Consider the following 19,694-nt stretch of genomic DNA (forward strand, 5'->3'; position numbering starts at 1 on the left):
AACCCTCAACCACAAACTTATGGAGAACAAAACTATCAACCATCAGCCGCAATCACAAGAACAAAACAGTACAACCAATCCCCTAGTAAATGCCAGAAAAGAGTATTTAGCCAATACCAATACAGAAGGTGGATTTGAATGGTTAAATGAATTTAGCCAGAAATTTTTAGAATCAGGATACCTTACCGAAGGGGTCTCGCCTAAACAACGTATCCGAGAAATTGCCGATAGAGCCGAGCAAATTCTTCAAATACCAGGATATTCCGATAAGTTTTACAACTACATGTCTGAAGGCTTTTTCTCGTTAGCATCGCCAGTATGGTCAAACTTTGGAAAAGAACGCGGATTACCTATTAGTTGTTTTGGATCGCATATAGACGATGATATGGGAAACATTCTCTACACACAATCCGAAGTAGGCATGATGTCTAAACTTGGTGGTGGTACATCGGGGTTTTTTGGTAAAATTCGTCATCGTGGAGCGCCAGTAAAAAACAATGGGCAAGCTTCTGGAGCGGTTCATATTATGCAGTTATTTGAATCTATGGTCGATGTGGTTAGCCAAGGTTCTGTACGTCGTGGACGCTTTTCTCCATACTTACCTATAGAGCATCCAGATGTTAAAGAATTTTTAGAAATTGGTACCGAAGGTAACCCTATACAACAATTAACACATGGCGTAACCGTAACCAGCAAGTGGATGCAAGAGATGATTGATGGCGATGTTGACAAACGTACCACTTGGGCAAAAGTACTACAAAGTCGTGGCGAAATGGGGTACCCATATGTGTTCTTTACCGATAACGCCAACAATGGTAAACCTGAGGTTTATAAGGACAAAAAACACGACATTTATGCGAGTAACTTATGTACAGAAATTATGTTACCATCAAACGATAACTGGTCGTTTGTATGTGTGCTATCTAGCGTAAACGTGTTACACTACGATAAATGGAAAAATACCGATGCTGTAGAAACCATGGTGTATTTCTTAGATGCCGTAATTACAGAATTTGTAGAAAAATTAGAAAGCTATCGTGACTCCTCTAATAGAGACGACCGTCAAACTTTCCTATTTATGGAGCGTGCCTATAATTTTGCTAAAGAAAACCGCGCCTTAGGGTTAGGTGTTTTAGGATGGCACTCCTTACTACAGTCTAAAATGCATGCGTTTAATAGTCAAGAAGCCTACAACTTAAACCGTGAGATCTTTAAAACCATAAAAGAGCGCTCTTACAAAGCTTCAGAAGAGCTAGCGCAAAAATTTGGAGAACCCGAAGTGTTAAAAGGTTACGGCCGTAGAAATGCCACCTTAAACGCTATTGCGCCAACAACCTCATCGGCATTTATTTTAGGACAAGTATCACAAGGCATCGAACCTATTTGGTCTAACATTTATGTTAAGGATATTGCTAAAATAAAAACCACGATAAAAAATCCATTCTTAGAAGCTTTATTAGAAGAAAAGGGGCAAAATACGACCGAAGTATGGCGTAGCATAAGAGATATGGATGGATCGGTGCAACATTTAGAGTTTTTAACCGAAAATGAAAAAGCGGTCTTTAAAACCTATTCCGAAATAGATCAACTTGATGTTATTTACCACGCTGCAGGAAGACAAGAGTTTATAGATCAAGGCCAATCGGTAAACATTATTGTGCACCCAGAAATGCCGGTTAAAGAAATTAATAACATTCATGTTACCGCTTGGAAACTAGGATTAAAATCGCTGTATTACCAACACAGTATGAATGCGGCACAAAAATTTAAGCAGAAAAAAGAATGCACAAGTTGCGAAGCGTAACGAGTAACTAAACCTATAAAAAAAAGCCATTTAGAACTATCTGTTTTAAATGGCTTTTATATTTAATTATTTTCTAATTTAAACCGCCGTATAACCACCATCTATAAGGTAGTAACCACCCGTCATAAAAGAAGAATCGTCCGAACTTAAAAATAGGACTAACTTTGCGACTTCATCGGCTTCACCTAAACGCCCAATAGGATGCTTATCTTTTAACATTGCTAGCATCTCTGGGCTCAAGTTATGTTCTAAAAGTGGAGTATTTATATAACCAGGACCTACGGCATTACAACGAATATTTTTGGGACCATACTCTACGCCTATGTTCTTGGTCAGACCAACAACACCATGCTTACTAGTTGTATAGGCCGCCGATTGTGGCGCTGCAACCATACCGTGTATAGAAGCCATATTAACAATCACGCCACCGCCATTGTTCTCCATAGCAGTTAATTGATGCTTACAACCATAAAACACGCCATTTAAATTAATATCCATCACTTTTTTCCAGCCTTCTAACGAATAGTCGCTCGCAAGGTTCATCTCACCACCAATACCCGCATTATTACACGCAATATCTAACTTACCATAGGTAGCAACAGCAAATGCAACCAACGCTGCATTCCCTTCTGATGTAGAAGCGTCTGCTTTAAAAAATGTAGCATCGCCACCAGCTTTTGTAATACTAGCAACCGTTTCTTTGCCGCCTGTTTCATCTATATCTGAAACAACAACTTTTGCGCCTGCTGTGGCATAAGCGATAGCTACAGCTTTTCCAATGCCAGAACCTGCTCCCGTTACTATAGCAACTTTATTATCTAGTTTTTTCATGATATTATTTTTTATATTAAACTGCTTGTTTGTGTCTCAATGTTTTAAAAAAGGATAACACTAATATAAGCTTAAAAATAAGGTGATTAGTTATTTTAAATTATGATTTTTATCAGTGAAGCCTTGAAATTGTCATGCTGAAGGAGGCTTTTGCCAGTAGAAGCATCTAGCGATATAGGAGACTCTTCACTGTGCTGGCACTTACATTGTATGACAGGGGTATGATTGAGAGATTCTTCTTTACACTGCATTCCATACGGAATGAACATTGTGCCTTTCTAAAAGAATTCATCATGTTGCAACCTAAGTCCTAAAAATCACAAGAAAGATTCGTGCGGTAGCGGAGTAATTTTATAATTACTCCTATTTTAAAACACTAGCTTTCTAGCGACTTGTTTTTTTACTCTTTTTTTCTAAATAAGAGCCTATCTTGTAAAAAATAAATGCAAGAAATAAAAAAAAACAAAATGTAAGTATAGTAAAAGCTATGTCTACATTTTCAATGTCTTCATTTAAAAGCAGGTTTTTTTAATATAGAAATCAGGCTAAATAAAAAACAAAAAAAAGAAAATACATAAAAAAAATATTTCATCATTTTAGTTCTTTAAAATAAAACTCATTAACTTTCCATGTACTAGAAACTTTAGTTAAAACTAAAACAATATTAGCTTTTCCTAACTTTCCGAACACCTTAGTTTCTATTTGCACCTCATTTTCTCCTACCTCATTTTTTCCTAAGTCTAGGCTGCCAGTAGGAAACATCCCAAATTTTTCTACATCACCTATACGACTTATCACTTTCTCATTAGTATTTATATATTGCTTGGCAAATGTATAAGCTTTAGAATTTGATATTTTAATCACTGAACCTATAAAAGCAATTGAAAAAAGCAATACAAGTCCAATCAAAGCATAAAGTGATGTTCTTAAAAATGTTTTATTCATATGTCTTTTTTTATTGAAGAGCCTATATCTAAAAATAATAGTTTATATTTTTCCATATCTTCTTTTAAAGATGTTGCTCCAAAAATAATAACATTACCTTCATACTCTAAATACATTATTAACCCTCCTATATTAATGGAATCTACATTAACAATGTATTTTAAGTAATAATTTTTTTCTACTAATTCATTTTTTAAAAAATCTAATAATATATAATTAGGTTCATTTTTAAAGCTATTTATTTCTTTTAAAAGATAATCTTTAAATGTTACTTCGCCTAACTTTTCATAAGAAACGACAAAAGTAGGGTAATAAACAGTACTTGAATCTATAATTTTAGAAGCGGATAATAAAACATTTTGACTTGTATGGTCATCAGTAACATCCCAATTTTTTGGCACTTTCATTGATAAATCAAGATTTTTTAATTTAACTTCTTTATAATAATAATCCGATTTGTCTAATTCATAATATAAAGTATCATTTTTAAATCTCTTTACACTACTTAATTTCCCATTTTTGAAATATTTCCAAATCCCTTGCTTTAACCCATTTTCTATCATGCCCTCTTTTAATAGGTTACTATCTACATCATACTCTTTAGATAAACCATTATAGTATTTATCATCTTTACTTGATTTTTTTGTTTGCTCTCTTTTACAAGAAACAAATAAGTAAATAGGCAACATTATTATAATAATGTATTTTAATTTTTCCATATTTTATTTAACCAAAACTTTTTGAGATATTAATGTCTTTTCGGAAATCAATCTTATTTTATCAGTATCACTAGTTTTCAAGTGTACAAAATCTTCTATAACCCCATTAATATAGTTTTCCCCTCTTTTATTAAAACCCGTTTCAAAAATAAACCCTCTATTATTCCTTGCCAATATTGTATCTAAAGAAAAATTGTTCATTATAAACTCTGTAGATTTTTCTTCTAGATATTTGTCACTAAACTGGTCTTTCATTTTATGAAAAAACAGAGCTCTTTCAGGATAACCTTCCGTGTATAAGTTTTTGGTAATAGTGTCAAAATTGCTCTTATATCTAATAACAACAATATATTCACTATCTTTTAGTATTTCATTGACCCTTTCTTGATTTTTATCATAAAATTCAAATGAAAAAACCTGACTTGACTTTTTTAAAACTTGGGGGGTTCCTTTTTCATTGCTTTCATTTTTACAATTAAATACAACTAATAAAAATGTAATAAAGACTATGAAATTATAATTAAATTTTGTCATATCTGGAATATTGTTTTTTTTCATACAACTAAACTTTATATAAATATAATAAAAGGAGCCAGAATACTGACTCCTATATTATTAAGTACTCAATGACATTTTCAGGTGTTTTTTAGTAAGGCTGAAACCGTCTCAAAAGCTTGGTTATCCAAAATACAGCATAATAGCCAATTTATTACAGAAGAATATCAAAATGAAAATAGTAGTAGGGCTCATTATTAATTATATAAACCGTTTGGAGTGTATATGAAATTTTAACCATATCTACCTCCTGTTGCTGTCCCTTCTTAAGAGCCCCTACATTGTGCTTTAGAGCCACTTTAAATGGACATCTCAACGTTACTAGGTCATTCTTCCAAGTGAGTTCTAAAATACTATAGGGCGAAGTATACTTAAGGAACCTCACCCATTCTTCATCATTCATTTACTGTAAGTTTATAGATAATTAATTATTTAAATACCTATTGGGTGTTTGATTTTTAATGCTATGACCTATTTCTTTCACAAACACAAACGCTGAAAGGGATCTATCCACAAAACTATCTATATAAGATGATTTGTTAGCTCCAGTAAACAGATTATACAATTGCCATAAACTAATCTTGCCTTCTGAATTAGATTTAAAGTTCTGGTCTTTATAAAATCCCTTAACTACTTTATTTATCTGTGAATCGTTAATTTCTAACGATTTATCCAAATCATTTTTAACCCTCCTATAGGGTTGCATTCTTAACTTACCTATTAGGTGAGCAAATACTTCCTCTGTGATTGTGTAATTATTAAAGTCTTGCAGAGTCATTAAATGCTCTTCTAAAGAATGTCCTTTAAATAAATCCATAACGGCTTTGCATAACCCCTCTACAGAACTAACTCTAATATCGCTTAAAAAGCCATCTGTTGATACACATAGATTAGTACAAACATTATTTCTAAATCCAATAAAAAGTTTAAATTTTTCAGGTGACTTTTTGCTATATAGGTTCTCTTGGTTATATGCTCTTACTCCTCCAATAGAGAGGTGCAACATATTACCGTTAATATTCCTTGAAATTGAAGGCACCAAAATATTAAAAGCCATTCGTTCGTAATATATTGTTTTCTCCTCTTCCAATAACTCTTTTGCCGGTTTACCTATTGCTGAGGGAACTCGTCCTTTAACAACATGACTAACACGAATTTCTGGTGTCTGTATTTGCTGTTCTGGCATTATTACCTCTAGTTGATTTCTAAGAGTATTGATAAACTCATGGTGAGCTATTGTAGTTTCATTGTCCTTACTAAATACAGGAATAATACAATCTCTTTCTAAATGGTTTAATGTTACTTCCTCTGTGTTTGCTACAATAAAAGGTTGACGCTCTGACTGAGTAACAACCTGATCGTCTACAACTACGTTTTGCGTTGTGATCGCTGTAATATCTTCCATAGTTTTAGGTGTTTTTTATATGATTATTTTTTTCTACTTGTAAAGATTCTTTTTTAGACAGTATTAAGTTATATATCTTGTCTCTTAGTTCTGGATATTTGTTATAAATGTGCTTTAACCCTTCTAGGGTTTCGCATGAATTTATTTCTGACTTTGCTATATCTACTACAGCATTTTGATTACACCAGGTTAATAACTTTCTGCCTGTGGCTTCATTTATTACAAACTCTGGTTTATCTATAAATAATCCTGTTCTATCTTTTGATGCTCTAGCTAAATGCTTATCATTTACTAATTCTAGGTTCACTGTTAGCTCATATTCAAAGCCTTCTCTCGTAATTTCTTTCGTACCGTGTTTAATTACTCGTGTTTTACCATTTTTATGAACATCCATTGAGTAATCTACTTTCCTTCTTACCGTTGTAATAACATGAGATGTAGACTCTAATATTTTATCTATAAAGGCTTGATGGCGTGGCGTTACTTTTGCCCAATCTTGGAAGCGTCCACCTAGTTGTTCTTGTATTTGTAAACAGCCACCTTTACCGTTCCATTCATGAGAGATAGAATCAATTATAATAACCTCTATATTTGCTTTTTCACAAGTTTCTATAGCTGTTATATAACGTTCTGGTGAGTATGGAGCATCAAGCTCTAATACATTAAAATCTCCTAAATCGGAGTATAGATTTGCACTACCATTTTCAGTATCTATAACGGCAACTTTTGACCAATCGCTTGTTATACCATGCGCTAATAGTAATGCTGAATACGTCTTTCCAAAACCAGAGGCTCCAGACAGTCCTATACGTAATTTAACGTTACTTTTTTTAACTTTTAATAATTTCATACCTATGTGTTTAAATTAAAAAAGAGCCCTTTAGAGCTCTTTAATTTGGTTACTTAATGTTTTCTGTTTCTTTAATGACTTGCTTCTCCATGACTTCTAGACTATCATCTACATACTCCCAACGATAGTTAAGCATAATGGTCTCTCCCGTATCTTTAATAGTATACTCGTAGGGATCACAAGGAACTTTTTTAATTGTTCCGTTAAAAGATGTTCCAATAGCTACTTTACAAGTTGCCTCATCAAAGGTTGTGGGCACTGTTGAAGTTCGTGTTGTAAAATAAATTCTGCCTGTTCTTTGGCTTCTTACTGTTTCTACACCTCCTTCTACTATTAAAGCATAGAAAGTGTCCCCATCATCTGTTTGAATGGGTTTAAAGTTTTTAATTGTTACCATGTTACGATATTTTAATATTAGACTTAAATTTGTAGGGGGAGTATCCCAAAAACCTAAGCCAGGGCGGTTGATCTATGGATTATATCGCTATCTTACTAGTGGTGAAAAATTCTTTTAATGTAGTAGGTAACATTTAATTTTTAGAATTGGTAAATGTTACAAAGTTTACACCACATCTTTCTTATTGTTAAACTCTTATGTTAAAAAATTATTACTTTTAAGCTAAAATTAGTAACATCATCATGAAATCAAAAGGTAAACTATTTAGCATATTAATAGTTATTTTTTTTCTGTGGTCATGCGCAACATCAATGACACCAAGTGAAGTTAATAACTTGCTTCCAACATTAACTAATACTACATTTTATAATAAACCCCAAGCTATTAAAGCTTTAAAAAACAATAAATGTAGCGTTTTAGTAAAAGGAAGAAGTTACGTAGCTCCTATAGGCACAACTGTAAAAAATGATTTAAAAAATGCAGCTTATGGTATTGATGAATGGGTGAAAATAGATGGTGGCAATGCCTATTCATTAGTAAACTACAAATGGGTAACGGTAGACCATAATGGCTCCACACAGCTACACGTTGATTTTGACACCATGTTATGTAAATAGTATTTATTTACTCTAATTCTACCTATGTAAAACTACAGCTTTACTATATTTGAAGTATGTATTTTAATTCATTTCAAAAAGGAGAAAGCTTTGAATCCTACGTTTTACAAACGTTGTTTCCTGAAGACCAGTATACTTTAATCCATCGCACAAATTCATTTGAACAAAACCAAGAACGTTTTTCTGAAAACACCTTACAACCAGATTTTAAATTTAGATGCAAACAATCTGGAAAGGAGTTTTTTGTTGAAGCTAAGTTTAGAAGTGATTTTAATAACCATAATAAACTTGAGGTTTTAACCCTAAAACAGTTTGAACGCTATAAAATGTTTCAGGAACAAGAGCAATGCCCTGTGTTTATTGCTGTTGGTTATGAAGGCTATGCTAATGACCCCGAAAACCTATCCTTATTTCCTTTAAATGAATTTGAATACTTAAATGTTTACAGAAGTAAACTTAATGAGTTTGCCATTAAACACGAACCTATATCCAGTAACAGACTAAAACTTGACGGGTTTTCTTATCAAGAAAAAACAGAGAAGAAAAAAGGCTCAAAACCGCCAAACACCAAAGTAATGGCTTATTTATTAGCTACAATAGTTTTATTAGCTATTGCTTTTTGGGGATATTCATCAATAAACAAACGTGAAAGCTCTAATAACATAGAAAATATAGAAACGCAATTACAGGGTGTTATTGGTAATTATTACTCTATTTTAGACCAAGGAGAGTTAAGTAAACTACCTGACTATATTAATCCTATAGTTGACAAATGGTATAGCAAAGAAAATTTAACGCTTGAAAGTATTATTAGCCAACAAAAAGACTACCAAAAAAAATACCCCACTAGAACCACAAAAGTATTATGGGACACGTTTTTAGTTGAACATGATGATAACGATTATATTACCACTTATCAGCTAGATTACAAGCTAAAACCTAGAGGGAGTCAACATTTTAAAAACTACAAGCTAAAGATTACGTCTGTTTGGGGAAGTAACTTTAAGCTTAAATCTATGTTTGAGGATAGGTTATAGTCTTAACTATGTTAGCCTTTACTTACCAATCTGCAATATGCATAGACGTTATGTTTTTTGTGATATTTTTGTATATTCGAAGGCAGGAGTTCTGATGGGGATCTAATGCTTTATTAGAACAACCGCCATATTAATGACAGGCTTGCTGTTTAATAATGGCTTAAATACACGCTCACAAGAAGTACAAAAGTCATTACAATCAACAAGTACAAGTACGCTTGAACTGATAAATTGTTTAATTATAAAACATTTACATTATCCAAACAACAATTTATGAAAGTGTGTATACTAGTACCCATATAACTAGTTGTACACAAGCTTAAAAAAACAAACTATATTGATTCTAAAGTCATTTTTTTGCTTAAAAAGCATAAAATATTATGTTGATAATTTTTAATAATCCATAGGTCAAATGTCCTTTAAAATGTTAATTTTGCTACAAAAATAAACCTACAGGTTGATTTTATGAAAATATTCCGTACATTTGACAAACAATATCAAGGTGTGTATCTAGCAAACTTTGTTAATTGTCCTTTTTATCAAACACCCGAGGAGTATGAAACAGAATTGGATAAAATACAAGATCAACTTCAAGATCCATTATTTGTACGAAATTTCATCAAATCTTCCAAGTCAGGATGGAAGAAAGGTGCATTTAAAAATCATAACTTAACATTTTTAGCAACCGATGTACTTCAAGAAGCTGCAGATTTGTTTGACAAATTAGATGAAATATGCGAAGATTCACAGAATGGTGATTGTTTCGAGCTTTTATTTGATGAATTTAAAGAACTATCAAAAACTGAAAAATACGATGACCCTGGAAGACGAAAAATGTACACTTATGAAAAAGGTTCCTTATTGCGACTATATGGAGTTCTTGTTGGTAATAATGCAATTATCATAACAGGAGCAGGTATCAAATTAGTTGACAAAATGCATGACACTAAAGTCTTAGAATTAGAATTAGATAAAATGAATTATTTGAAAGACTGGTTAAAACAAGAAAATATAACTGACGCTACAGAACTATAAAATGGGAGAAAACTTAAATAAAATAATTACCAAAACTGCTACGCAGTGGAAAACTAGAGCTAAACAAGATCGTAATAATAGAAGAAATATTACAAGAGCGCAGGCATTTGCATTAGAGTTAATGGATTATATGGATTTGCATAATATTAAACAAACAGATTTAGCAAATAAAATGGGAGTAAGTGCTCAACAGGTGAATAAAATATTACGAGCAAAAGCTAATCTAACTTTTGAAACATTAGATAAAATAGCTGATGCATTAGAAGTTAATATTCCGGCCCCAAAAATAAGAGAAATCAAAAGCTCTCATTCCTCAATCGTACATTATTCAATGCAAATTGTACATAAACGTAAACATAAAGTTATAGAAGAAAATATAACATCAAAAAGAATAAATAAACAGAACGCAGTTTTGAATACTAGTATGGAAAACTTGGATTTATATACCTATACAGCTAATCAAATATAACGAAAACAATGACTTACAATAAACTAGGTTTTGCTTTCACAGGTCTTCGAACTTTATCTTTTGCAATAATAGACAAAGCGTATAAAAAAACTGGGGAAACAAATCTAATGACAGGACTGGGATTTGGTTTGGACATTGACGACCATGTAGTGACTTGCAATACTCGTTTTTCGTTTGAAAAAAAGAAAGATCAACCTTTTTTAATACTTGAAGTACAGGCATTATTTGAAATTGAGAAAGATGATTTTTTAAATAAAGTGAAACAAGATGATGATACATATTTAGTAGCAAAAGGTCTTGCTATTCATTTCGCAGTTTTGACAATTGGTTCTGCAAGGGGAATTTTACATTCAAAAACAGAAGGAACACCATTTAACGAATTTCTTCTACCTACTATTGATGTAAATAACATGCTTGAAGAAGACGTAATTTTCAAATTCTAAAAATTTTAAAAGCCAGTGTACAAAAACGGCTATAATTCATTGCGGCTGAATTCCTAATTGGAATTCATTGCAATTTGCTATCTTTCTGCTACAGTGAAAAAAAATCCTCGCGGATTTTTCTCAACGAAACCATAGCCAAACCGTTATGCAACATTAAATCCCATCGAGAATTTGAAGAAAATAGGACTACTAATTATTGTTATTTTACTTATTGGATGTTCTTCTAGTAGAAAAATGAATAAAATCAAATCGCAAATAGATTGTAACAAAACTATCCATATTGTATGGGATGAATCTAGTAATTTGATTCGAATAGAATCAATAGGAACATATAAAAATGGTTATGCCTCGTTTACAAAAGGAAAAAAATTGGATTATAAGGAAACCTTCAAAAAATCATTAGAAGAACTAAACAAAAAGTATAAAACAAAATTCATTTTTAGAGAAAGTCATGGATTTCCATCTGATTCCGTTATTCAAGTTACAATCAAAATTGATCAAATTGTTTGGAATAAAGGTTTTAGAAACGCAACTATGGATAATTATTTAACATATCAAACAACTGAAAAAAACATTCAAATAACAGGAAGAAGTAAAGCTCAATCTTACGCAAGGGCTGGTAAAAGTCTCCTACAAAGTTTTGAGCATGGGAATTTATTATTCTTGCAAGCTTTTTGTGAAAATTAAAAACAAGTGTGTTTGGAAAATCTAAAATTCAGACAACTGAAAAATCCGCGCTAATTTATATGCTATAAGCTATACAAAACCCTTGAACAAATCCACTATTTTAGCTTATTCTTTAGCTTATTAAACTCATTACTTACTTGTTTATTTACAACCTGGGCATAACTGTCTTGTGTGACCTTAATACTAGAATGCCCTAATAGTTTTGATACTATTTCCATAGGCACATTATTAAACAATAATACTGTAGAGGCAAATGTACGTCTAGCTACGTGAGTTGTAAGCCTTTTATCTATTCCTACAATATCTGCTACTTCTTTAAGATAAGAGTTATATTTCTGGTTGCTAATACAACTAAACACTTCTTCTTTACTATTATTCTGGCGAGTTAACTTAATGATGGCTAACGCCTGTTCTAATAATGGTATAGATAGCTTTTTATTAGTTTTTTGTCTAGTCATTTCTATCCATAAATTACCATCAAATCCTAAAACTATATTCTTACGTTTTAGATTAACTACCTCTTTGTAAGCTAGTCCAGTATAACATGAGAATAAAAACATGTTTTTAACACGGTTTAATCTCTCCTGTGAAAACGTGTGGTTTTCTAAAGCTTGAAGCTCTTCATTATCTAAAAAAACAATGTCTTTTTTAATTCTCTTTGCCTTATATAACAAGAAAGGGTCTTTTTCTAGGTAATGTTCTGAAACAGCCACTTTAACTATTTTTCTAAAGCGCTGTAACTTTTTATTAATGGTGATTTGTTTAATCTCCTTAACTACTTTAAAGTAATACTCCAGTTCTGTTAAAAAGTTTGGTTCTAACTTTTTTAAGGGGATATCATTGGTCTTGTACTTCCATTTTATAAAAGATTTTATGTCCATTTTCACATAGCTATATTTATTCCAAGTTACCTGCTTTATATCCTTTCCTACAAGGGTTTTAAGCTTATTTAAGTACACTTCAAAGTATTCAACCACATTGTGTTCTTTTTCTAGTTTTTCACCTTTATAAAGCCTGTAAACGTCATCCACAGTAAAGCTATATTCTTGAACTTGAAGCATTAAAAAAGCCCTATTAATTTTGGTTTTAATAAGGCTTAATTGTGTATTTATTTCATCTCTATTAGGAGCTGGTGGTTTCACCTGTTGTTTCTTGCTATTCCAATAACTAGGATTTACAAATTGTCCTGTACTAAATACTTTTCTTTTTTTGTTATATGTCAGACGACATACAAGAGAAGCTTTGTTATCTTTTCTTATTCTACTCTTAGATATCACAAATAGAATATTTAATTTTATTGAATTCATTTTTCTTAAAATTTTAGTGATTTTGTCACAGTAGAAAAACTGCAACCTTTTAATTTTTAGACTGCAACCTTTTTTGTAGCCTTTTTTTAATAGAAATAAGAAATAATCTAACTTGTTGAAGAAAATGCAATCAATGCAGTTAGTGCAGTTAAACCTAAGTATTGCGTACAAAAAAAGCCTCTACATTGTTGTAAAGGCTTTTGTTATTTGCTCCTCAGGTTGGGCTCGAACCAACGACCCTCTGATTAACAGTCAGATGCTCTAACCAACTGAGCTACTGAGGAAGATTCTTTTTCGCTTTTGCGAGCGCAAATATATGTTATTTTTTACTTTCAACAAACTATTTTGAAAAAATATTTCTATTTAAAAATAGCTTTAAAAATATCGTTACCATTAGCAAACAATACCAAAGCAATAAGAATAATAAAACCAACTAATTGGGCATACTCCATAAACTTATCTCCTGGCTTTCTACCAGAAATCATTTCATACAATAAAAACATCACATGACCGCCGTCTAAGGCTGGAATAGGCAACAGGTTTAAAAACCCTAACATAATAGATAAAAAGGCGGTGATACCCCAAAAATATTGCCAACTCCAAACCGTTGGAAAAATATCGTAAATTGCCTTAAAACCACCAACACCTTTATACGCACCGGTACTTGGTGTAAAAATAGCTTTAACTTGTGTTACATAAGAAGTTAGTTTTTCTTTGGTTTTCACAAAGCCTACAGGAATGGCTTCAAAAAAGCCGTATGTCTTGGTTTCAAACGTATAGTACCCTAACTCTTGTAAGGTTTCTGGAGTGGCACCAGTAGCATAAACTAAGCCTAGTTTACCAGCGTTATTAATACTTAAAGGCACCGTTACGGTTTGCTTATCACGCAACACTTCTGCGGTAACTTGTTGGCCTTTAAAGTCATCTAAAGCCGCAACAACTTGATCGGCATATTTGGTGTCTTTCCCATTTATAGCAGCAATAATATCGCCTTTACGTAAGCCGCTAGAACTATTATGAGACGTATCGGGAACTTTAGAGACTACAAACGGCATTCTAAGATTTAAAAATGCTTTTTCGTTAGCATCGATTATTTGGGCTAAAAAGTCTTCAGGTAGTGTAATCGTTTCTTGGGTGCCATGACGATCTACAGTTATGTTTGTCCCAAAAAGCACTTTTTCAGAAACTTCAGAGAAGTTTTCTATCGGCTCCCCATCTACAGCAACAACATTATCACCTGTTTGTAAACCGGCTTTATTAGCGACGCTACTTTCTACCAATAACCCATCTTTTATATGGTCTACAGGTAAAAATTTATCGCCGTAAACATAACTCATCCCAATATAAATAATTATGGCTAGCAAAAAGTTAACCGTAACACCACCAAGCATTATAATTAAACGTTGCCAGGCTGGTTTAGAACGAAACTCCCAAGGTTTTGGCTCTTGTGCCATTTGTTCCTTATCCATACTTTCGTCTATCATACCAGAAATTTTCACATAACCGCCTAAAGGCAACCAACCTATACCGTAAACGGTGTCGCCTATTTTCTTTTTAAAGAGTGAAAACTTAACATCAAAAAATAAATAGAACTTTTCAACACGTGTTTTAAACGCCTTAGCAGGAATAAAATGTCCTAACTCATGAAGAACAATAAGCAACGAAAGGCTAAGTAAAAATTGGGATATCTTAATTACAAATTCCATGTAAATTGGTGTCTTATTTTAAATTAACGCACAAAAGTAGTGTTTTTATACCAGTACTAAAAACATTACGTAAAGTGTTCGGTGTCGTTTAACAATCATTTAGGATACTTTTAAATGACCAACATAAAATTTCATTGTAAATTTGTACTGAAAAAAATACAATATGCTCAATTTCTTCAAAGGGTATAAATACATAGGCATCACCTTAGCCATACTTTCAGTAATAATTATTACAACGTTTTATTTTATTTTAAAACCTGTTGAAGTCTTACCTATCTATCAACCAGCCATGGTCAATTACGAAATGGTGGATAGCACTATTCAACACCAAAAAAAATATCATAAAATTGCCGATTTCTCTCTAATCAATCAAAATGGAGAAACCATAACGCAAGACACGTACAAAGACAAGATTTATGTGGCCGATTTCTTTTTTACTACCTGCCAGACCATTTGTCCAATCATGACCGACCACATGTACCAAATTCAAAAAGACATTAAAAATGATGATGAAGTAATGCTATTGTCGCATACAGTAACGCCAGATATTGATACCGTGGCTCAACTAAAAAAATATGCGCTTAAAAAAGGCGTTATCGATAGTAAATGGAATTTAGTTACTGGCGATAAAAAACAAATTTACGAACTAGCACGTAAAAGCTACTTGGCGGTTAAAACTAATGGCGATGGTGGCCCGTTTGATATGATTCACACCGAAAACTTTATGCTCATTGACAAAAAGCGCCAAATTCGTGGGTTTTACGATGGGACCAAACTCGAAGACATTGAGCAACTACTTCACGATATAGAGGTCTTAAAACAAGAAAAACATTAGTTTTTTGTTAAGCATTTTTTTAGCCTAACTTTTTGACTTATTTTTGCTTTTTAAAATCAATCTAAATAAGCTTGGAAGTTACACTAGCACAACTAAAACGAGGACAAAAAGGCATTATAAAAGATGTCTCATCGTTTCATATTCCATTAAAACTTTTAGAAATGGGATGTCTCCCAGGTAACGATGTGGAGCTGGTTCAAGTAGCACCATTTGCCGATCCTATGTATTTAAACATTAACGGATCGCATTTGGCCATTCGCAAAGAAACTGCTACTCATATTTTAATCAATATTGTCGATGAGTAAGCAGATTAACGTTGCCCTAATAGGAAATCCTAACACTGGAAAAACCTCTGTTTTTAATGCCCTAACTGGCTTAAACCAGAAGGTTGGAAATTATCCTGGAATAACGGTTGAGAAAAAAGAAGGTATTTGCAAATTACCACGCGGCGTTAAAGCCCATATTATCGATTTGCCAGGAACTTACAGCTTAAATGCTTCATCACTAGATGAAAATGTGGTTATCGAACTCCTATTAAATAAAAACGATAAAGACTTTCCAGATGTTGCTGTTGTGGTTAGCGATGTAGAAAATCTTAAACGTAACCTATTACTTTTTACACAAATTAAAGATCTAGAAATTCCTACCATTTTAGTCATTAATATGGCCGATAGAATGGCATACAAAGGCATTTCTTTAGACATTGAGTTACTTGAAAAAGAACTAAACACAAAAATAGCTCTAGTAAGCACACGAAAAAATCAAGGCATCTCGCAGCTTAAAGAGCTTATTTCCGATTACAGAAAATTATCTACCGAGCCGTGTTTAAATGCTAGCGAGATAGACCCAGAATATTTTGGTAATTTAAAAGAAGCCTTTCCGAACCAATTACTGTATAAACTTTGGTTGGTTATTACACAAGATGTAAACTTTGGTGACATAGAACGCCAAGAGTCTGATGCGCTTGAAAACTTTAAAACCAAAAGCAAAGCTTACTTAAAAAGACTACAGCAAAAAGAAACCATAAAACGCTATCAGTTTATAAACAACGTCCTTAAAAAAGGACAAACCATAGACCTAAAAACAGCTAAGGATTTACGTATAAAATTCGATCGGATTTTAACCCACAAGGTTTGGGGATACCTTATATTCTTTGCTATTTTAATGCTTATTTTTCAAGCCATTTACGATTGGTCTGCCGTTCCTATGGACTTTATAGATAGTGCTTTTGCCTCTTTAAGCGAATGGACAAAAAACACACTACCCGCTGGACAATTTACCAACCTTATCGCCGAAGGCATCATTCCTGGTCTAGGAGGTATTGTTATTTTTATTCCTCAAATTGCTTTCTTATTTCTATTTATTGCTGTTTTAGAGGAAAGCGGTTATATGAGTCGTGTGGTGTTTTTAATGGATAAAATTATGCGTCGCTTTGGCCTTAGCGGAAAAAGTGTAGTACCACTTATTTCGGGTACTGCTTGCGCTATTCCTGCTGTTATGGCCACGCGTAATATAGAAAGTTGGAAAGAACGTCTAATTACCATTTTAGTAACACCATTTACAACCTGTTCGGCAAGGCTACCTGTATATCTTATTATTATTGCTTTGGTGATACCCGAAGGACGCTTTTTAGGGCTTATTAGTTATCAAGCCTTAACACTAATGTTGTTATATTTAATAGGATTTGGTGCAGCTATTGGCTCAGCTTATATATTACATAAAACGATGAAAATTAAAAGTCGCTCGTTTTTTGTAGTTGAAATGCCTAATTACAAAATGCCATTACTTAAAAATGTAGCCATTACGGTAGTTGAAAAAACCAAAGCCTTTGTGTTTGGAGCAGGTAAAATTATTCTAGCTATTTCCATTATTTTATGGTTTTTAGCGTCCTACGGCCCTGGAGACAATTTTAATAAAGCTGAAACTATTGTCACCGAACAATATGCTTCTGAAAATCTTTCGGATGAAGAACTACAACAACATATCGCATCTTATAAATTAGAACATAGTTTCATTGGATTAACAGGCCGTGCCATCGAACCGGTTATTCAACCTTTAGGCTACGATTGGAAAATAGGGATAGCCATTGTAAGTTCGTTTGCTGCACGTGAAGTATTTGTAGGAACATTAGCAACCATTTACAGTGTTGGTAGCGACGAAGAAGAAACCATAAAAAACCGAATGGCTGGCGAAGTAAATCCTGTTTTAGGAACACCGTTATTCAACTTAGCGTCTGGTATTTCTTTAATGTTATTTTACGCCTTCGCCATGCAATGCATGAGTACGTTAGCCATAGTAAAACGAGAAACCAATAGCTGGAAATGGCCCATGCTTCAATTAGTTACTATGAGTGTTTTTGCGTATCTTGTAGCTTTAGTGGCTTATCAAATTCTAAAATAATGAACGACCTTATTCAAAATATACTTGCTTTTACCACATTAGGGATTGCACTACTTTTCCTTGTTAGGAAGTTTATCTGGAATCCTAAGTCTGCTACTTCAAAAAAAGCTTGTGGCGACACCGATTGTGGCTGCCACTAACCTAAAGCAACATCTAAGGACATCATAATAATAAACCCGCCTATAAAACCAAGCGTGGCAATGTCGGTATAGTTGTCGCGTTGGGTTTCAGGAATCACTTCTTCTACCACAACAAAAATCATAGCACCTGCTGCAAATGCTAAGGCGTAAGGTAAAATGGGTGTAAAAAAAGTTACTGCTACGGCACCAATAACAGCCGAAATAGGCTCCACAATGGCACTCATTTGTCCATACCAAAAACTTTTAAACTTACTCACCCCTTGACGACGTAATGGCATAGAAACCGCTAATCCTTCAGGGAAATTTTGAATACCAATTCCCATAGCTAAGGCAACAGCGCCACCAATAGTGGCTTCAGGAATTCCTGCTGCAACACCGCCAAACAATACACCAACAGCCAAACCTTCTGGAATGTTGTGCAAGGCAATAGCTAATACCAAAAGTGTGGTTCTGTGCCAAGGTGTTTTTACGCCTTCTTTTTCACTTTCTTTAAAATTAATATGAAGGTGTGGTAACACTTTATCTAAACCATATAAAAACAAAGCGCCCAAGGCAAACCCAACTGCTGCGGGAATCACTTTTACAAACCCTTCGCCAGGACTCATTGCAATACCTGGCGCTAACAAACTCCAAAAACTGGCGGCCACCATAACACCACCTGTAAAGCCCAACATACCATCTAACAAGGCGCGATTCATACCTTTAAAAAAGAATACCAATGCTGCACCAGCTGCTGTTAAAATCCATGTAAATAATGAGGCGTACAACGCGCCCAACACGGGATCTATGCTTTCAAAATAGGAGATTATTTCTGTCATTTTATATTTAAATTACTTTTACAAATAGGTTGTTTGATACGGATTTAGAGATGCTTTTGGTCTCTTTGTTTATTAAAATAGTCATAGATTCGTCAAAATCTTCTTTGGAAACGACCTTAAAATGCGTCCCCAAAGCAATGCCATTTTTATCCAGATAGTTTAAAAACTCTTTTGAAGAATCTTTTACACCAACGCATAAACACTCATCACTTGGTTTCAAACTTGCCAATAATTCCTTATCGGTTTTCTTAATATGGCCATGCTTATCTGGAATAGGATCGCCGTGTGGATCGTGGGTTGGGAAATCTAAAAAAGCATCAAGTTGATTAATGAGTTTTTCCGATTTGATATGCTCCAATTGTTCGGCTACTTCGTGAACTTCGTCCCATTTAAAATTCAAGTTTTCTACTAAAAACACTTCCCACAAACGATGTTTTCTCACTACTGACGCAGCGGTTAGTTGACCTTTTTTAGTTAAAGTAGCTCCTTGATACTTTTTATAATTAACCAAGCTTTTTTCAGCCAGTTTTTTAATCATATCGGTAACAGACGAGGCTTTAGTTTGCATCTGCTCTGCAATAGCATTAGTGCTTACCGAATTGTTACCAAATTTCCCTAAATGATAAATGGCTTTTAAATAATTCTCTTCAGATAAGGTTAACATTCAAAAATTAGTTTACGCAAATATACAATT

General features: G+C 33.3%; 22 protein-coding genes and 1 tRNA gene. 11 read left to right on the forward strand and 12 right to left on the reverse strand.

What is annotated here, in order from left to right:
- Window positions 1-19 precede the first annotated feature (19 nt).
- Window positions 20-1,804 carry a ribonucleoside-diphosphate reductase subunit alpha gene (locus tag R3L15_RS12755; protein WP_338732125.1) on the forward strand — a complete coding sequence of 595 codons (1,785 nt, stop codon included), beginning with the start codon at window positions 20-22 and terminating at the stop codon, window positions 1,802-1,804.
- Window positions 1,805-1,882: 78 nt separating this feature from the next.
- On the opposite strand, the gene R3L15_RS12760 is transcribed toward R3L15_RS12755, so the two are convergent.
- The 7 genes from R3L15_RS12760 to R3L15_RS12790 all read right to left on the reverse strand — a co-directional run bounded on the left by R3L15_RS12760 (window position 1,883) and on the right by R3L15_RS12790 (window position 7,506).
- Window positions 1,883-2,635 carry a glucose 1-dehydrogenase gene (locus tag R3L15_RS12760; RefSeq protein ID WP_338732127.1) on the reverse strand — a complete coding sequence of 251 codons (753 nt, stop codon included), beginning with the start codon at window positions 2,633-2,635 and terminating at the stop codon, window positions 1,883-1,885.
- 591 nt (window positions 2,636-3,226) lie between these two features.
- Window positions 3,227-3,580, reverse strand: coding sequence for a hypothetical protein (locus tag R3L15_RS12765; RefSeq protein ID WP_338732129.1), 354 nt, complete (start codon window positions 3,578-3,580; stop codon window positions 3,227-3,229).
- Window positions 3,577-4,299, reverse strand: coding sequence for a hypothetical protein (locus R3L15_RS12770; protein WP_338732130.1), 723 nt, complete (start codon window positions 4,297-4,299; stop codon window positions 3,577-3,579). The genes R3L15_RS12765 and R3L15_RS12770 overlap by 4 nt, the downstream gene beginning before the upstream one ends.
- A gap of 3 nt (window positions 4,300-4,302) precedes the next feature.
- Complete coding sequence (locus R3L15_RS12775; RefSeq protein ID WP_338732131.1) at window positions 4,303-4,857, reverse strand: hypothetical protein; 555 nt, start codon at window positions 4,855-4,857, stop codon at window positions 4,303-4,305.
- A gap of 421 nt (window positions 4,858-5,278) precedes the next feature.
- A complete protein-coding gene (locus tag R3L15_RS12780) occupies window positions 5,279-6,259 on the reverse strand; it encodes a DUF3871 family protein (RefSeq protein ID WP_338732132.1) in 981 nt (326 codons plus the stop codon).
- Window positions 6,260-6,263: 4 nt separating this feature from the next.
- Window positions 6,264-7,109, reverse strand: coding sequence for an AAA family ATPase (locus R3L15_RS12785; RefSeq protein WP_338732134.1), 846 nt, complete (start codon window positions 7,107-7,109; stop codon window positions 6,264-6,266).
- Window positions 7,110-7,158: 49 nt separating this feature from the next.
- Complete coding sequence (locus R3L15_RS12790) at window positions 7,159-7,506, reverse strand: hypothetical protein (protein ID WP_338732136.1); 348 nt, start codon at window positions 7,504-7,506, stop codon at window positions 7,159-7,161.
- Between the two features lie 242 nt (window positions 7,507-7,748).
- Between R3L15_RS12790 and R3L15_RS12795 the strand changes: the two genes are divergently transcribed.
- The 6 genes from R3L15_RS12795 (at window position 7,749) to R3L15_RS12820 (ending at window position 11,794) form a co-directional block, all read left to right on the forward strand.
- The gene (locus R3L15_RS12795) at window positions 7,749-8,123 is read left to right on the forward strand and encodes a hypothetical protein (RefSeq protein WP_338732137.1); all 375 of its coding nucleotides are present in this window, start codon (window positions 7,749-7,751) and stop codon (window positions 8,121-8,123) included.
- Between the two features lie 56 nt (window positions 8,124-8,179).
- Window positions 8,180-9,160, forward strand: a complete 981-nt coding sequence (locus tag R3L15_RS12800) for a hypothetical protein (RefSeq protein ID WP_338732138.1) — start codon at window positions 8,180-8,182, stop codon at window positions 9,158-9,160.
- Window positions 9,161-9,625: 465 nt separating this feature from the next.
- Window positions 9,626-10,195: a hypothetical protein gene (locus tag R3L15_RS12805; RefSeq protein WP_338732139.1), complete on the forward strand. Its 570-nt coding sequence runs from the start codon at window positions 9,626-9,628 to the stop codon at window positions 10,193-10,195.
- 1 nt (window position 10,196) lies between these two features.
- The gene (locus R3L15_RS12810) at window positions 10,197-10,664 is read left to right on the forward strand and encodes a helix-turn-helix transcriptional regulator (RefSeq protein WP_338732140.1); all 468 of its coding nucleotides are present in this window, start codon (window positions 10,197-10,199) and stop codon (window positions 10,662-10,664) included.
- 8 nt (window positions 10,665-10,672) lie between these two features.
- The gene (locus R3L15_RS12815) at window positions 10,673-11,107 is read left to right on the forward strand and encodes a hypothetical protein (RefSeq protein ID WP_338732141.1); all 435 of its coding nucleotides are present in this window, start codon (window positions 10,673-10,675) and stop codon (window positions 11,105-11,107) included.
- Between the two features lie 171 nt (window positions 11,108-11,278).
- Window positions 11,279-11,794: a hypothetical protein gene (locus R3L15_RS12820; protein ID WP_338732143.1), complete on the forward strand. Its 516-nt coding sequence runs from the start codon at window positions 11,279-11,281 to the stop codon at window positions 11,792-11,794.
- Window positions 11,795-11,889: 95 nt separating this feature from the next.
- On the opposite strand, the gene R3L15_RS12825 is transcribed toward R3L15_RS12820, so the two are convergent.
- From R3L15_RS12825 to rseP, 3 genes are all read right to left on the reverse strand, one after another.
- Window positions 11,890-13,101: a site-specific integrase gene (locus R3L15_RS12825; protein WP_338732144.1), complete on the reverse strand. Its 1,212-nt coding sequence runs from the start codon at window positions 13,099-13,101 to the stop codon at window positions 11,890-11,892.
- Window positions 13,102-13,311: 210 nt separating this feature from the next.
- Window positions 13,312-13,385: transfer RNA gene (locus tag R3L15_RS12830), tRNA-Asn, on the reverse strand.
- Between the two features lie 75 nt (window positions 13,386-13,460).
- Window positions 13,461-14,807, reverse strand: a complete 1,347-nt coding sequence (gene rseP, locus R3L15_RS12835) for an RIP metalloprotease RseP (protein ID WP_338732145.1) — start codon at window positions 14,805-14,807, stop codon at window positions 13,461-13,463.
- A 163-nt stretch (window positions 14,808-14,970) separates the two neighbouring features.
- Between rseP and R3L15_RS12840 the strand changes: the two genes are divergently transcribed.
- From R3L15_RS12840 to R3L15_RS12855, 4 genes are all read left to right on the forward strand, one after another.
- Window positions 14,971-15,642 carry an SCO family protein gene (locus tag R3L15_RS12840; protein ID WP_338732147.1) on the forward strand — a complete coding sequence of 224 codons (672 nt, stop codon included), beginning with the start codon at window positions 14,971-14,973 and terminating at the stop codon, window positions 15,640-15,642.
- A gap of 71 nt (window positions 15,643-15,713) precedes the next feature.
- Window positions 15,714-15,947: a FeoA family protein gene (locus R3L15_RS12845; protein ID WP_338732149.1), complete on the forward strand. Its 234-nt coding sequence runs from the start codon at window positions 15,714-15,716 to the stop codon at window positions 15,945-15,947.
- Window positions 15,940-18,042, forward strand: a complete 2,103-nt coding sequence (gene feoB, locus R3L15_RS12850; protein ID WP_338732150.1) for a ferrous iron transport protein B — start codon at window positions 15,940-15,942, stop codon at window positions 18,040-18,042. The genes R3L15_RS12845 and feoB overlap by 8 nt, the downstream gene beginning before the upstream one ends.
- Entirely contained in the window at window positions 18,042-18,182 is a 141-nt protein-coding gene (locus tag R3L15_RS12855) for a FeoB-associated Cys-rich membrane protein (protein ID WP_338732151.1), read from the forward strand. The genes feoB and R3L15_RS12855 overlap by 1 nt, the downstream gene beginning before the upstream one ends.
- Here R3L15_RS12855 and R3L15_RS12860 read toward each other — a convergent pair.
- Together R3L15_RS12860 and R3L15_RS12865 are read right to left on the reverse strand one after the other, a co-directional pair.
- Window positions 18,179-19,000 (reverse strand): ZIP family metal transporter, encoded by an 822-nt coding sequence (locus R3L15_RS12860; protein WP_338732152.1) that lies wholly within the window; start codon window positions 18,998-19,000, stop codon window positions 18,179-18,181. The genes R3L15_RS12855 and R3L15_RS12860 overlap by 4 nt on opposite strands.
- Before the next feature lie 7 nt (window positions 19,001-19,007).
- Window positions 19,008-19,664, reverse strand: coding sequence for a metal-dependent transcriptional regulator (locus tag R3L15_RS12865; RefSeq protein ID WP_338732153.1), 657 nt, complete (start codon window positions 19,662-19,664; stop codon window positions 19,008-19,010).
- Window positions 19,665-19,694: the final 30 nt, after the last annotated feature.

The sequence above is a fragment of the Mangrovimonas cancribranchiae genome (assembly GCF_037126245.1).
GTDB classification, from domain to species: domain Bacteria; phylum Bacteroidota; class Bacteroidia; order Flavobacteriales; family Flavobacteriaceae; genus Mangrovimonas; species Mangrovimonas cancribranchiae.